We start from the raw sequence: 14804 nt of genomic DNA on the forward strand, positions 1-14804 counted from the left end.
GCTACTGGAACCGCATCAGTCCCGAAGTCGCCGGACGCGGGTCGGAGGGAGTGGCGCTCCAGCTCTGAATGCCGATCCCCGGTCGGATGCGTGAAATCCCGACAGACCAGATCCCCTGCCCGATCCGCTCTGGCGGCAACAGCTCTTCCAGCGGAATGGCTGCTTCAACCCGCCAGTCGTTGTTGTCCCGGATGACAGCACAGTACCACTTGGGATTGTACGTCCAGTCCTCCCAGCAGGCCTCGCGCAGCTGTCCCCGCTGATCGACTTCAAAGTGATAGAACGTCGCGTAGTCCCGGTCGAGATCCAGTTGCAGGGCGAGACGATCGTACCGGTCGAGATCGGCATCGTAGGTCCGGCTGGCCAGATCGGGAGTGACCGACGGCAACCGGGGTTCGACAGGGATGCTGGCGCCGAAATAGAAAAAGCGATCATCGTAGGCGAACATGACGATCGGCTGTCGCCCGTCGCCGGCAGTGGGAGACTCTGTGGAATTCGGGCCGACATAGTTGCCCCGGCTGGCGGTCGCGGTCAGACGAACCTCCTGAGCCTCGGCCCAGCAGTTGTCGCCGAGCAGGCCATCAAGGACCGGTGGCGTTGCGGTTCTCCGGCAGACCACTTCCGGTTTGGGAGAGATCGCTCCCGGATGCACCAGAAACGTTTCTCCCGCAGCGGCGATATGCCACGGGTCATCGCTGATGGTGCTCAGGTAGCGCCCGTAGATCTCGTCCGCCCGCCGCGGGTCTCCTTTTCTGCGGGCCAGGGCGGCGGTGACAAACTGCAGTTCGGCATGTTGCTTCAGGTGCGGATAAGCCCCTTCCAGGCGTTTGGCGGTCTGGTTGGCCATCTCCTGCCAGCGGGCGATGAGCATCTGCTGTTGACCCGCCGACTGCCCGGTCTGCCCTGACTGCAGGACCGATTGCAGGTCCCCCGAAGTGGGCAGCAGAGACGAAGTCGTGCTGTGGCTGACCGGACGAATCTCGGAACTGCCGTCGAAGAGAACGCCGGTTGTGGTGATCTCCTTCCCGTCGCTGTCAGGCAAGGTGTTTCCGCTGAGTGTAATGCTGCGGTTGATTCTCGTGGCGTTCACGCTGCGGAGCCGTTGCCAGTTCGCTTCGGAACTGGACCACAGTTTAATCAGCCAGATCGATGCCTCGACCGCAGCTGGTTGATCGGGATAGCGGGTCATCAGTTCTGCGTAGATCGATTCCGTCAGTCCCCAATCCCCCGATTGTCGGGCGGCGGCGCCGAGATCCGCCAGCTGACGGGCGGCCTGTTCGGGAGAGAGAGAACGGATGATCTCCTGCATCTGCCCCAGCAGCAGATTGGCTCCCCCCGGCTGGGCCGTCAGCTTCTGGCCGATCGCGACCACATTCCGACGTTGTGTGATCTGGCTGGAGAGCTTGCCGATCTGGGCATCACTGAGAGGGAGTGGTTGCCGCCGGGCTGGGGAACCGGGGCCGAGTCCCAGATCACCGAACAGCGTTCGCTCCGAGGCATCAGCTGTGGAAGTGGTCTTCACGACGGCATACTGCTGTCGCGGGGGGAGTGTCTCCCGCTCCTGTCCGAGCGCCTCGTCCGCCTCCGCGCTGGCGATGTCGAGGGTGGTTCCGAGTCGCGGGAGAAGTTCGAGTGCCTCCTGAGTGATCGTCCCGCCGACACCCTCCCGTCGGCGTTGCACCAGTTTTTTCACGCTCCAGGGGGAGAGTCCCCCCAGCTGGAACTGTTCGGGAAACCGGGTCGGGTCCCCGGCCTGCTCGACTGCATGAATGACCGCCTGCTGAATCAGGCCGGCTGCGAAATCGCCTGGGGCCGGTTCTTCAATGAGCACCAGCGACGGACGATCGGTTCGGATTCGGCTGACGAGATTTCCCAGCAGTACCTGAGGCAGGCGACGATCGGTCAGCTGATACCATTGTTCCAGCAGTCGCTCTTCATTCTGGGCGAGTCCGGGGATCGACAGCGGCAGCCGCCAGTCAATCGTGGTGACATTTCCCCCGGCGATCTGGACAGCGCGCTGGAAGCGGACATCCGTCTGCGAGAAGGCGGAGGCATCGTCAACATCTCGACGGGTGGCGACCACCACAGCACTCCGATATCCCTCTTCACGCGACCACCGTGTGAGAAAGGGGAGCGCCGACTGCACCTGTGCAGTCTGAATCACGAGCGCAGCGAGTCGACGATCACCACCACGGGCGGTGGTCCATGTCTCTCCACCATCGTCGGTGTAGGCGATTCGGCCATAGTCACCAACCGCCACGCCATGCCGATCACTCGAGAACCGGAGTGCCCGGATGCTTCCCGAATCGGGGGTCCGTTGGGGCTGCCAGCTGGCCCCGGCATCCGCGGAGTGCCAGATCTGTGACCCGGGACTGCCCGCCACCCAGACCCGTGATCCCCGCTGGGCGAGGCAATGAAAGTCGCAGAAATCTTCGAGTTCGGTTGCGAGCGGAGCCGCCGGAGGCTGCCAGGAAATCCCCTGATCGTCACTGCAGCGGAGGAGCGCTCCTTCTCCCGCGAGCCAGTATCGTTCTCCGGGAGGGACACTCAGAGCCCGAATCCCGCGCAGCCCCCGGAGTGTCGGGCTGGAACGGTTCAATCCTGCCTGTGACAAAATGGCCAGCGAGCCACGATCGCCAGCGACCAGACCCGATTGCGGAGACAGAAAGCCTCCGGTGTTCCAGCGGCCCGAGGTGGTCGCGCCGATCGCTTCCCATGTTTTTCCGCCGTCAGCCGTTCGCAGCAATCCGGAGGGATATTGCTGATTCCGCTCGCCAACGGCGATCCCTTGCTCAAGATCAAAAAACTGAATCGATTTCAGGAAGGGGAGCCCGAGACTGTTGCACAATGTCCAGCTCGCACCGGCATCGCGGGTGAACAGCACGATCCCCTGATGGTCCCCTCCCGCCGGCAGCACGGTGCCGCCAGCGATCCAGCCGACCCGGTCGGTCAAAAAACAGATGCTGCGCAGCGAGAACTGTTCGATCTGGGGAATCGATGCGACAAAGTTCCATGTCGCACCTCCCGTTTCTGTGGACCAGATCGCTCCCCGGTCCCCGACGGCCCAGCCTTTGGATTCTCCCAGCAGCACGACATCGTGCAGAGTGGCATCATCCTGCAAAGGGGAGCAGGCGGCTGAGGAGACGGTCCGCTGTTCAAAGAGTCCCTGTCCCCAGACGTTCTGGTCGGGCAACAGGGTGACTAACCCGAGAACGAGCAGGAGTCGAAGCCGAGTTGTCGGGGTTCGGGTCGGTGGCATCATGATCCTGGACCACAGCAGCCTCACGGAACGGGAGGTGGGGACTGTATGCCGATTCGCGGTCCTGTTCCTACAGGAGATTTTGGGGGGGCGCAACATCCGGCCGGTGCGGGCTGCCTATTCAACTCATCTTGACCTGTTTTTCCGAACGGGGGTACAACGCCCGCCGCAGGTCCTGATCGGGAACCGATTTGGGAACACGAAAGACTCCTGCTCTCGCCGTAGAGTCAACGTCCGCATGAATGAATCGCTGGCGATTTCCCCGACGACCAACAGCCCTGTTGCTCCTGCAGCGACCACGGCGCTGCGTTCATGGCACTGGGCGAAAAAAGGGGTGCTGGCGGTCGGTCTGCGCGGCGCAGCTGCGGCGATTGCACTCGGTGTGCAGATCTGTCTGGCCCGCCTGCTGGGGCAGACCGAGTTCGGTGCGTTTGCCTATGCCTTTGCCTGGATGCAGATCCTCCTGATTTTTGCCCGGGGAGGACTTGATACCACCGCGCTCCGTTTCGTGGCGGAATATCGCGCGCGCGGCGAATGGGGGCTGATGCACGGCTTTCTGCGGTGGGCGACTCGTCTCGCTCTTCTGGAATCGGTTTTGTTCGGACTCGGACTCGCGGTTGTTTCGCTCCTGTGTGCCGGCTGGACGTCGGGCTCCACTCTAATCAATTTCCTGATTGTCGCGGTCACCATCCCGGTCTTCTCGCAATCCCTGTTCTGCAGTGCCGCGGTCCGGGGACTGGGTGAAGTGACCTGGAGCATGCTCGCCGATTTGATTCGTCCGGTGGCTCTCCTGGGATTTCTCCTGGGTCTGGCGGCGTTGTCTGTCGGGCCGATCACGGCGACCACCGCTCTGCTCTGGCAGCTGGTGGCGACCTCGCTGGGGCTGACCGTGATGTGGTTTCTGCAGCGGAAGCTGGAACGGCGTTTCCACCCGGAGCTTCCCGGAGAAGTGCGGCAGCAGGAATGGATGTCGACTTCGCTGCACTGCGTCGGAGCGATGGGGCTCGCCTATCTGCAGGGACGAACCGGCGTGGTTGTGGCGGGGCTGTTCCTCAGTCAGGACTCTGCGGGGACCTATGCCGCCATCGAACGTCTGGCCGAGGCGATGCTGCTGGGGATGGCCTCCATCAACATGATTTCCGCGCCGGTCTTCGCGTCGCTGCACGCGCAGGGCAAACGGGATGAGCTGCAGCGAATGGCCCGGCTGGCGGCCTGGGGAGCGACCGGCTTCATGCTCGTCGGGCTGCTGATGATGGCGCTGTTCGGGAAACCGATCCTCGGATTGTTCGGGAAAGAGTTTGTTCCGGCTTACTGGCCGTTAATGATTCTGCTGGGAGGGACTGCCATCAATGCGATGTGTGGTTCGGTCGATTTTCTGTTGACGATGACCGGTCATCACCGGTCACTGGCTCCGATCTTTGCGGGCAGCCTGTTCGTCAATCTGGGGCTCTGTCTGCTGCTGTTACCTCGGTATGACGTGCTGGGGCTGGCGATCGCGAATGCGGCAGCGGTGGTGTTCTGGAATGTGAGCATGCTGGTTGTTGTCCGTCGACGTCTGGGGCTCTGGCCCAACATCGGTCGGCTGTCTGCGAAAACCCTGTTGTGACGTCCGGAACCCCGCAAGCCCCGGTCCCCCTCAAGTTCTGTTGTGCAGCGTCCCGGAAAGGGAGATGAACATGACGCCACCCGCCACGGCCACGCCGTCACGAGTCACGGTTCGCACCGACGTTCCCCGGAAGCCTGCGCCGGCCTGTCCGCTGGTTTCGGTCTTCATCCTGACACGGAACCGGCTCGAAGTTCTGCAGAAGGCGGTGCAGAGCGTGCTGCTGCAGGAAGGGGTTGACTTCGAGATTCTGATTCTCGATGACGCTTCCGACTGCGGAGATACGGCCCACGCACTGACCGCGCGCCTCGCTGATCCCCGCATTCGTGCGTTTCATGTGACGACGTCGCTCGGAGTGGCCGGGGGACGAAACCTGCTGATGAACGAGTCCCGCGGCGCAATTCTGGTGTCCCTCGATGACGATGCGGTCTTCACGCATCCCGATGCGTTGCGGCTGGCTGTCGAATCGTTTGAGCGCTGGCCCCGCGCCGGGATCGTGGCCTTTCAGATCACGAATGTCATTCGTAATGAACGGACTCCGCTGGTGCCGTTTCAGCGGCGCACGATTCAGTCGCATCCCGAGGTTGTGCAACAACCGGCGCTTGTCGCCTCTTATCGGGGAGGAGGACACGCGCTGCGTCGCGAGATTTTCACGGAGCTGGGAGGCTACCGCTCCGACATGATGTACTCCGGCGAAGAAATGGATCTCGCCTACCGCGTCATCAATGCGGGCTATGAAATTGCCTATCAACCCGAGGTGCAGGTCGACCACTTCCCGATGCCCAGTGTGGTCGGACCGACGGCGGGCAGAAAGGTTTCGGAGCTGACCTTTCATATCCGCAATCGGGTCTATCTGGCGTGGAGATATCTTCCGGCTCTCTACCTGCCCAGCTATCTCTCAATCTGGCTCGCTTATTACGCCTTCAGCGCGTTGCGGACCGGGCAGCTGGGAAGCTTTCTGCTGGGGCTGCGCAGCGTCCCCGGTTATCTGCGGGGGGTGAAACGGGAAACGTTTTCAGCCGACGCCCTGAAGTATCTGCGGGAACACAACGGACGGCTGTGGATGTAGCTTGCGGACTCCACTTCACCCCATCGGCAGGCACGTGCCTGCGAATGACTGTCCCCGCCCTGAAATCACGAGAGCGTCTGGAATCGGAATGTCGCTGGCTGTCACTCGTCCGGATCCCGCAGTTCCCCGCGCGCTGGAACGTCCTGAACGGCGCGCTGGAAAAACGTTTCCTCCCAACAGCTGGGGTGATCGTCTGGCGGTGTTCATTCTGCTGCTCTGTCCGACGCCCCCGTTTCTGGTTGATATCGCCGTTCGTCTGCTCGATCTGGTTCGCTTTGGCGCGGTGGGAGCCCGTCTGATGTTTGTCCCCCGTCCGATCTGGGGGACGAACGTCACGATCTTCACGCTGCTGATGCTGTCCATGCTCGGCTTTGAAATGGTGTCGTTGCTCCGCGGCGAGAGCGTCACGATCCGTGACTTCATGGATGTGATGCGGCTGATTCCATTCCTAGGCATCTTCCTGTTCGGAACGTCGCTGGCGCAGCGTGGCAAAGGGCAATCCGGCGCATTGATCGGCACCTGTCATCTGCTGCTGACCATTGCCGTGGCGAATGCGATCTTCACGATCATGCAATACGCCCTGCCGGTCGCGACGCGGCCGATCCAGCAGTTTTATTCGGTGGAACGTCACATGGATGTGATGGACATCCAGGGACGGGGATTCGGCTTCTTTGTGAATCCGAACGTCAACGCGCTGATGACCGTGCTGCTGTCGTTGTCAGCGCTCCCGCCGTACAGGCTGACAGGCAAGTGGCGCTATCTGCTGTTCGGCGGACTGGTCCTCTTCAGCGTGATATTTACCGGCTCCCGCACCGGACTGGCGATGGCCGGCCTGGTGGCTTCGGTCGTCTGTCTGTCGACTGGCCGTGCGAAATTCTTTTTCGGCTTCCTGCTGGTGGCGGGGGGGATGTATTTGAGCCTCGATGCCATTGTGCAGAGCGGCATCGTGAAAGAGATCTTTCCGTATCTGGGAGAATTCCTCGTGAAGATTCACGGGGCGGTGCGGGGTGGCGGCTTTGATGCGAATGAGTTCAACTCTTTCGCCGCACGGGTGGAGATCTGGGACGACACGCTCGACTGGTTCTATAAGTATCCGGTGTTCGGGGCGGGCCCGTTGCGGGACGTGATTCCCAGTTATGCCGACAATTATTACGTCTATCAGCTCTCACGGTTTGGAGTCGTCGGCTGTGCCCATTACTGCGTGCTGATGCTGTTCGTGGCCTCGTTGAGCATCCGCGCGATTCTGACCCGTCTGAGTCCCTATCAGGAATTCGGGTCGGCGGCGCTGGCGGCACTCGTCGCGCTGTGTGCCGCAAACTACACGATGGATGCCTTTGCCACCGTGCCGATTGCCTCGGTCAGCCTGATCTACATGGGTTATCTGGCGATGCTGATGGACATTCACGGGCGGGAAGTCCGGGCGCGGCGGCTGGCGCGGTCCCGGTTCGTGCAGCAGTCCACTCCACGCGCGGAAGATGCCCAGAAGACCAACGGCCCTCAACGACGTATCGATCTCGCGCAGCTCAAGCGTGCCAGCGGCCTCCCCCGACAGGCTCGTCCGGGTCGACTCCCCGGTCCGCGGCCGAGGCGACCCTGAAACGGGTGGACTGGCAACGCGTTCTCCGCTCGACACAGGCTGGGAGAAGTTCAACCCCCCCCGTTTTTCGCGGCACCGGAGGCATTTTTCGCATAATCCGCGAAAGTTCTTGCGACTCGTTTCCCCTCTGCCGGGGAAGGGGGCGCCCCACTTCCAATTCCCCCCTGAGCGGTTAGCATGAATGCCATCTCTGTACCGCTTCGGGAATTTGCACGATGTATGATAAGCAGGCCTTGATTGAACTCTTTCGCCAGCGGGCACTGAAGTTCGGTGACTTCACGCTGGCCTCCGGCAAGAAAGCCAAATACTACCTCGATGGCAAGCAGATCACTCTGCATTCCAAAGGCCTGCATCTGGTGAGCGAGGGGCTGCTGGAACTGATGGGGTCCAGCGAGGTTCAGGCCGTCGGCGGCATGTCGATCGGCGCTGATCCGATTGTGGCCGGTGTCCTCTCCGCAGCCGCGGCCCGTCAGCAGGAGCTGCTCGGCTTTCTCGTCCGCAAGGAAGCCAAAGGCCACGGCACACAGAAATACGTGGAAGGGCCGATTGAGCCGGGCATGAAGGTGACGATCGTTGAAGACGTCGTCACCACCGGCGGGAGTTCGCTGCTGGCGGTGGAACGTGTGCAGGCCTTCGGCTGCGAGGTGGTTGAAGTGCTGGCGATCATCGATCGCATGGAAGGGGGAGCGAAGAACTTCGCCGACAAGGGACTGGCGTTCCGCTCGCTGCTGACGATCCAGGATTTTGGAATTGAACCTCCGGTGCCGCATCAGTCCTGAGTTCCCTGACCGGGCGGTGTGCCTCCTGTCCTTCGTCACCGACTGATCACGACGCTTCGATTTCAAGGAGAATTGTGAATGGCTGCTCGCTCTTTGCTGACCTACGATTCGCGGGCCTGTGACTTTCTGCTGGGCAAGGCTCCCGCCGGGATTGCCGACAAGCTGGAGGGGGCACGCCGGGAAACACTGGATGATGTGCAGCTGCTGCGCAGCGGGGCAGCGATTCCTTCCCACAAGCAGCCTCTCGACAGCGGGTTCATTGATTTGCCGCAGCGGTTGCTGGCCGGTGAAGATGGACTGTTGCAGCGGATTGAAGCCTCGGCCTCAAGCCTGCGGGAATCGATCGATCTGATGCTGGTGCTGGGGATCGGCGGATCCTATATGGGGTTGCGGGCGCTGTTCGAAGCTCTCTGCGATCCTTATCACAACGCCCGTCCTCGCAGTGGTCGACATCAGGCTCCCCGACTGTTCTACGAAGGAGAGAACCTCGACAACGACAGCACCGGGGCGATGCTCGATCTGCTGAAGACACAATGCCAGCGGCCGGAAGATCTGGCGCAGCGGTGGGGGATTGTGGTCATCAGCAAGTCGGGCGGCACGCTGGAAACCGCCGTCGCCTTCCGCATTTTCCGGGAAGCCCTCGAAGCGTATTACGGTCCGCAGTCGGCCGCCGCTAAAGATCTCGTAGTGCCAATCACCGGCGAGACTGGCAGGCTGCGGGAATTTGCCAAGGCTCAGGGATACCCGGTGACGTTCCCCATTCCGGACGGTGTGGGGGGCCGTTTTTCGGTCCTGACGGCAGTGGGACTCTATCCGGCGGCAGTGCTCGGCATCGACATCCGGGCCCTGCTCGAAGGAGCTGCGGAAATGACGGAACGGTTCCGGACCGCTCCGATCGGTCAGAATCCGGTGCTCGATTATGTCTCGACGTGCCACCTGCTGGAACAGGACCACGGCCTGGACATGCGGGTCCTGTCGACCTGGGGCAAAGGACTGGAAGGGGTCGGCCTGTGGTACGACCAGCTGCTGGCCGAAAGCCTCGGCAAGGAAGAACGGGGAGCCACTCCGCTGACGGTGGTCAATACGCGCGACCTGCACAGCCGTGGTCAGCAGCATCAGGAAGGCAAGCGCGATCGCCTCATCACCAACCTGATTGTGGATGCTCCGCGACTTCCCGCCGTCACCGTACCGACCGCTCCTGAAAATCTCGATCAGGATCAGCTCAATCGCATCGCCGGGAAGCCGATGTCTGAACTGCTCGCGGCCGCGATTCAGGGAACGAACAAGGCGTACGCCGATGTGCAGCGGCCCACCGCGAATATTCACCTGCCGCAGCTGGATGCCTTTGCGATCGGCCAGCTCCTGCAGATGTTCATGCTCGCCACCGTGGTCGAAGGTCGTTTGATCGGCATCAACCCTTACGGTCAGCCCGGCGTGGAGGCCTATAAGCAGAACATGGGCGAGATTCTCTACGGCAAGAAGTAGTTCCACGGGCGGAAGAGTCGCCGGGAGAGCCGCGCGACGTTCGCTGATCATCCCGTCTGATCACAGACTTGTCTGTCCCTTCGCAGCGCAAAGGAAAGAGCGTCCGCTCTCGCATCTATGACCTCATCCAAGGACGACGCCCGGCTGACACCGATGATGCAGCGGTATCAGGAGGTCAAACAGGAAACTCCCGGAACGCTGCTGCTGTTCCGTATGGGGGACTTCTACGAGCTCTTCCATGAAGATGCGCAGATCGCCGCGAAAATTCTCGGACTGACGCTTACCAGTCGCGACAAGAACTCCCCCAATCCTGTCCCGATGGCGGGGTTCCCTTATCACGCGCTCGAGGGCTATCTCACCAAATTGATCGCTGCCGGACATCGTGCCGCCATCTGCGATCAGGTTGAAGATCCCAAAACCGCGAAGGGGATGGTCCGGCGGGAAGTGACCCGCATCGTCACTCCGGGCACATTGACCGATGAGGCTTTGCTCGATCCGAAGGAGAGCAATTTTCTGGCGGCGGTCTGTCCGCAAAAGGATGCGATCGGTCTGGCGTGGATGGAACTTTCGACCGGACTCTTCCAGTGCATGACGGTGAACAATGTCGAGTCGACAGCGCCGGCCGGATTCCACTCGCAGGCCCCGTTTCTCGACGAACTGGCCCGGGTTCAGCCGGCGGAATGCCTGTACCCCAACACCGCGAAAGAACACGCCGCTTATCCCGCGCTGCTAGAGCTGCCGGGGACAGTCGTCACCGAGCGGCCGGGCTGGTCCTTCGGTGCGCAGCATTGCCGTGATCTGCTCCTCCGGCATTTTGAAACAGCCACGCTGGAAGGCTTCGATCTCTCTGATTCCGACCTGCCCGCGATCACCGCTGCGGGGGCGCTGCTGGAATATGTGCAGGAGACGCAGCGCTCCTCACTGGGGCATCTCGCGCGGCTGGAGCCTTATCATCGCGGTTCCAATCTGCTGATCGATGAAACGACCCGCCGCAGTCTGGAGCTGACCCGCACGCAGCGGGAGGGGAAACGGGAAGGTTCGCTGATCAGCATTCTCGATGAGACCTGCACCCCGATGGGTGCGCGGTTGCTGTCGGACTGGTTGTCGAATCCATTGACCGACCGGTTGGCGATTGAGCGCCGACTCGATGCGGTTGAAGAGCTGACGCGCGAGGCGATGCTCTGTCGCGAACTGCGTGATCTGCTGCAACAGGCGTATGACCTGCAGCGGCTGGCAGGGCGGGTGGCAACCCTGCGAGCCTCTCCACGTGATCTGGGGACGCTCGGACGGACACTTGCCTTGCTGCCCAGGCTGAAGGCGAAACTCTCCGGGCGCTCTGCTGATCTCCTGCAGATGCTGGAGGCCCGGCTGGACCTGTGTGCCGAGGTGCGGTCCGCCGTGGAGCAGCTGCTGGTGGATGAACCTCCGCTCGCCACCACCGAGGGGGGGATCATCCGGGAAGGCTACCATCCGCAGCTGGACGAGCTGCGCGATCTCGCGCGGGGCGGGAAGAAGTGGATCGCCGAGTATCAGGCCCAGGAGATGGAGCGGACCGGGATTTCCACGCTGAAAGTTGGCTTCAATAAGGTCTTCGGTTACTACCTGGAGGTGACCGCTGCGCAGATGCACAAGGTCCCCGAGGACTACATCCGTAAGCAGACCCTCAAGAATCAGGAACGTTTCATCACTCCGCAGCTGAAGGAGTACGAAGAACGGGTTCTGCGCGCGGAGGATCAGTCGAAGCTGTTGGAGCAGGAACTCTTTCACACTCTGCGGGAACAGGTCGCCGCCGAGTGCCGGCGGCTGCAGCAGACCGCCGAAGTGCTGGCCCAGCTGGATGTGCTGGCCAATCTGGCGACACTGGCGGTCAGCCAGGGCTATTGCCGTCCGGTGATGACCGAAGAGGTCTGCCTTGATATTCGCGATGGCCGCCATCCGGTCCTCGATCGGCTCAAGCCTTCGGGCGCGTTTGTTCCGAATGATGTCCGGCTGGGTGTCCGGACTCCGAACGATCCGGAAGCGGGACCGCCGATCATGGCGCTGATAACCGGTCCGAACATGGCGGGGAAAAGTACCTACATCCGTCAGGCGGCGCTGCTGACGGTGATGGCGCAGATCGGCTCATTTCTTCCCGCAGCTTCAGCCACGATTGGAATTGCTGACCGGGTCTTCGCCCGTGTCGGTGCGAGTGATGAACTGGGGAAAGGGCAGTCGACCTTCATGGTCGAAATGACGGAGACCGCCCGCATTCTGAACACCGCCACCCGGAAAAGTCTGGTGATTCTTGATGAGATCGGACGCGGCACCAGCACCTATGACGGCATTTCGCTGGCGTGGGCGATTACGGAATATCTGCACGATCACGCCTGTTGTCGGACGCTCTTTGCCACGCATTATCACGAGCTGACGGAGCTGCCGCAGACTCTCACGCGGGTCTGCAACTGGAACGTGGCGGTGCATGAACAGAACGGCGATGTCGTCTTTCTGCACAAGATTGTGCCCGGAGCCGCGGACCGCAGTTACGGGATTCATGTCGCGCGGCTGGCGGGCGTTCCGAAGGATGTCATCCGCCGGGCGGGTGTGATTCTCGAGACGCTGGAATCGGATCACCACGATGAGCGGGGCAAGCTCACGATCCCCGCGCGGAAGTCGAAGAACTCCCGGCAGCTGACGCTGTTTGAGCCTCCGCCGCACCCGCTGATTGACGAACTGCGGGCCCTGAAGCTGGATGAGCTGACTCCCCTCGCAGCGCTGCAGAAGCTGCACACGCTGCAGGGGAAACTGAGTTCAGACGACTCCGCTCGCAGTCCGTAGCGCAGCCCGATTACGGGGCGAACACGGCATTCTGAAAGGCTTCGCGGACGGCGGAACCATCGCCGTTCTTCAGGTTCGATCGCTGGATCATCAGGATGACGACCCGGTCTTGTTGCGGATCGATCCACGCCTGCGTTCCGTAAGCTCCTCCATGCCCGAATGTCCCCGGCTTGAGATGCCGCGTGACTCCCTGCGGTTCACGAACCACACAGACCCCGACACCCCAGCCGTTTCCAGGAGTGAAGCCTGTAACCAGATCACCACTGTGAACGGTGCTCAGCAGCTTCACCCCCTCGGGGCTCAGGTAGCGTTTGCCATCAAGTTCTCCGCCGTTGAGCAGCATGCGGGCAAAGCTGGCATAGTCGGGAGCCGTGGAGAACAGCCCCCCGTTCCCGGCTGGAAAACGCATCCACGCGGTCAGGCCATCCCGATCGTATAGTTTCATCTTGGGGGATGGGATCAGCTCTCCTTCCGGGGTCCGTTCACAGACCTCCACGCGACGTGCCGCCTGTTCGGGAGTGAGCCAGAAAGCGGTGTCCTTCATCCCTAACGGCTGAAACAGTCGCTCATTCAGAAACTGGTCGAAGGTCTGGCCCGACAGGACTTCCACGATCCGGGCGGCGGTGTTGATTCCGGACTGGCAGTATTTCCATTGAGAGCCCGGTTCAAAATTGACGGGCTTCGACAGATACAGCGGCGTCACATCCGCCAGCAGGCGAAAGTTTTCGAGTTCGTCTGCCTTGAAGTCGGACAGGCCGGACGTGTGCGTCAGCAGTTGCTTGACTGTGATGGCGACCGGCTGGCCTTCCTTGTCCTTGAGTGATGCGAACTCGGGGATGAATTTTGAAACCGGATCGTCGAGCGTCAATTTCCCTTCGTCGATCAGCATGCAGATGGCGACACCCGTGACCGGCTTCGACATCGAGGCGATCCAGAAGATCGTGTCGGTTTTCATGGGGTGCTGGTGCGCCACATCGCTCCAGCCGACCGCTTCCAGGCTGAGCACTTTGTCCCGCGCGGCGACCACCGTCACGGCCCCCTGGATCTCATTCTGCTGGATCAGGGGCAATAATGCGGACGCGACATTCGCTGTAGGAGGAGCTGTGCTTTCTGCCAGCAGCAGCTGGACATTCAGGAGGGTGAACAGCGCTGAGTAAAACATCCAGCCGTGGCGCATCGGAAACCTCTCAGGCAGGAATTCAAAGTTGTGCGACAGTGTGGGCGAGTATAGCGGTCGGTTCTCCCGCTCACACCGCAGGGGAAATCGCGGCGGCGATGACGCGGGTTGATTGGTATTCAATGCTCGAATTCTATAGAACAAACCCCAGAGATGAGTGAGGTCGCGTAGAATCGGATAGGCAGTGAACAGGAGCCCGAAAGATGTTAACGCCCGCACTGGATCGACTGTTTCAACGGCTGTGGGCGGATTTCACCCAGATCAATCCGCAGGCGAATACGATTCGTCAGCTGCTCGAAGGGCGCGGCGAAACGATCATCAATGATCACATTGCCTTCCGCACGTTCGATGATCCGCGTGTGAACATCGACGTCATTGCCCGCCCGTTCGTGGCGGAAGGCTATGAAGCCCGGGAGGTCTATCGCTTCGAGCAGAAGAAGCTGGATGCCCGGCACTTCGAGTTCAACCATCCGAGCGCCCCCAAGATCTTTATCAGCGAACTGAATCTCTCCGGCTTCAGCACCGGTTTGCAGAACACCGTCGCGACGCTGCTCGATCAGATCCCGCAGTCCGCCCTGGAAGACCCGGAATTCTGTGCGATCGGGCGTCCCTGGCAGCTGACCTACGGGGACTACGAAGCGCTCGCGCGGGAGAGCGAATACGCCGGCTGGATGGCCGCCTTCGGATTCCGGGCCAACCACTTCACCGTGCTCGTGAATTCGCTGAAGACCGTCAAAAGTCTGAAGGAGCTGAACGAGCTGGTGAAGGAAGCCGGTTTCCCACTGAATACCGAAGGGGGCGAAATCAAAGGGGGCCCGCAGGATTTCCTGGAGCAGTCCTCCACGCTCGCCTCAGAAGTGGCGGTGTCCTTCGCGGATGGGACATTTCGCATTCCCGGGTGTTATCAGGAGTTTGCCCGGCGCTACCCGCTTCCGGACGGGACTTTGTTCTCCGGGTTCGTCACGAAGAGCGCGGACAAGATTTTTCAAAGCACGGATCGGCGTTCCTGAATTCGTAACTG

General features: G+C 61.4%; 9 protein-coding genes. 7 read left to right on the plus strand and 2 right to left on the minus strand.

Going from position 1 to position 14804, the window contains the following annotated elements:
• Nucleotide 1: 1 nt before the first annotated feature.
• Nucleotides 2-3262 carry a YCF48-related protein gene (locus SH664x_RS00930; protein WP_437204228.1) on the minus strand — a complete coding sequence of 1087 codons (3261 nt, stop codon included), beginning with the start codon at nt 3260-3262 and terminating at the stop codon, nt 2-4.
• A 235-nt stretch (nt 3263-3497) separates the two neighbouring features.
• Between SH664x_RS00930 and SH664x_RS00935 the strand changes: the two genes are divergently transcribed.
• The 6 genes from SH664x_RS00935 (at nt 3498) to mutS (ending at nt 12606) form a co-directional block, all read left to right on the plus strand.
• Complete coding sequence (locus SH664x_RS00935; protein WP_437204229.1) at nt 3498-4865, plus strand: lipopolysaccharide biosynthesis protein; 1368 nt, start codon at nt 3498-3500, stop codon at nt 4863-4865.
• 70 nt (nt 4866-4935) lie between these two features.
• Nucleotides 4936-5931 (plus strand): glycosyltransferase family 2 protein, encoded by a 996-nt coding sequence (locus tag SH664x_RS00940; RefSeq protein WP_437204231.1) that lies wholly within the window; start codon nt 4936-4938, stop codon nt 5929-5931.
• An 88-nt stretch (nt 5932-6019) separates the two neighbouring features.
• On the plus strand, nt 6020-7528 hold the full coding sequence (locus SH664x_RS00945) for an O-antigen ligase family protein (protein ID WP_437204233.1): 1509 nt from the start codon (nt 6020-6022) through the stop codon (nt 7526-7528).
• A gap of 215 nt (nt 7529-7743) precedes the next feature.
• A complete protein-coding gene (gene pyrE / locus SH664x_RS00950; RefSeq protein ID WP_437204234.1) occupies nt 7744-8307 on the plus strand; it encodes an orotate phosphoribosyltransferase in 564 nt (187 codons plus the stop codon).
• A gap of 78 nt (nt 8308-8385) precedes the next feature.
• Nucleotides 8386-9792 carry a glucose-6-phosphate isomerase gene (locus tag SH664x_RS00955; protein ID WP_437204236.1) on the plus strand — a complete coding sequence of 469 codons (1407 nt, stop codon included), beginning with the start codon at nt 8386-8388 and terminating at the stop codon, nt 9790-9792.
• Nucleotides 9793-9909: 117 nt separating this feature from the next.
• A complete protein-coding gene (gene mutS, locus SH664x_RS00960) occupies nt 9910-12606 on the plus strand; it encodes a DNA mismatch repair protein MutS (protein WP_437204238.1) in 2697 nt (898 codons plus the stop codon).
• A gap of 10 nt (nt 12607-12616) precedes the next feature.
• Here mutS and SH664x_RS00965 read toward each other — a convergent pair whose 3' ends face one another.
• Nucleotides 12617-13783 carry a serine hydrolase domain-containing protein gene (locus tag SH664x_RS00965; protein WP_437204240.1) on the minus strand — a complete coding sequence of 389 codons (1167 nt, stop codon included), beginning with the start codon at nt 13781-13783 and terminating at the stop codon, nt 12617-12619.
• 203 nt (nt 13784-13986) lie between these two features.
• Here SH664x_RS00965 and SH664x_RS00970 point away from each other — a divergent pair, with 203 nt between their 5' ends.
• A complete protein-coding gene (locus SH664x_RS00970; protein ID WP_437204242.1) occupies nt 13987-14793 on the plus strand; it encodes a DUF1338 domain-containing protein in 807 nt (268 codons plus the stop codon).
• The last annotated feature ends 11 nt before the right edge of the window (nt 14794-14804 follow it).

It is taken from the genome of Planctomicrobium aquicomposti (assembly GCF_051466325.1).
Taxonomy (GTDB): Bacteria; Planctomycetota; Planctomycetia; order Planctomycetales; family Planctomycetaceae; genus Planctomicrobium.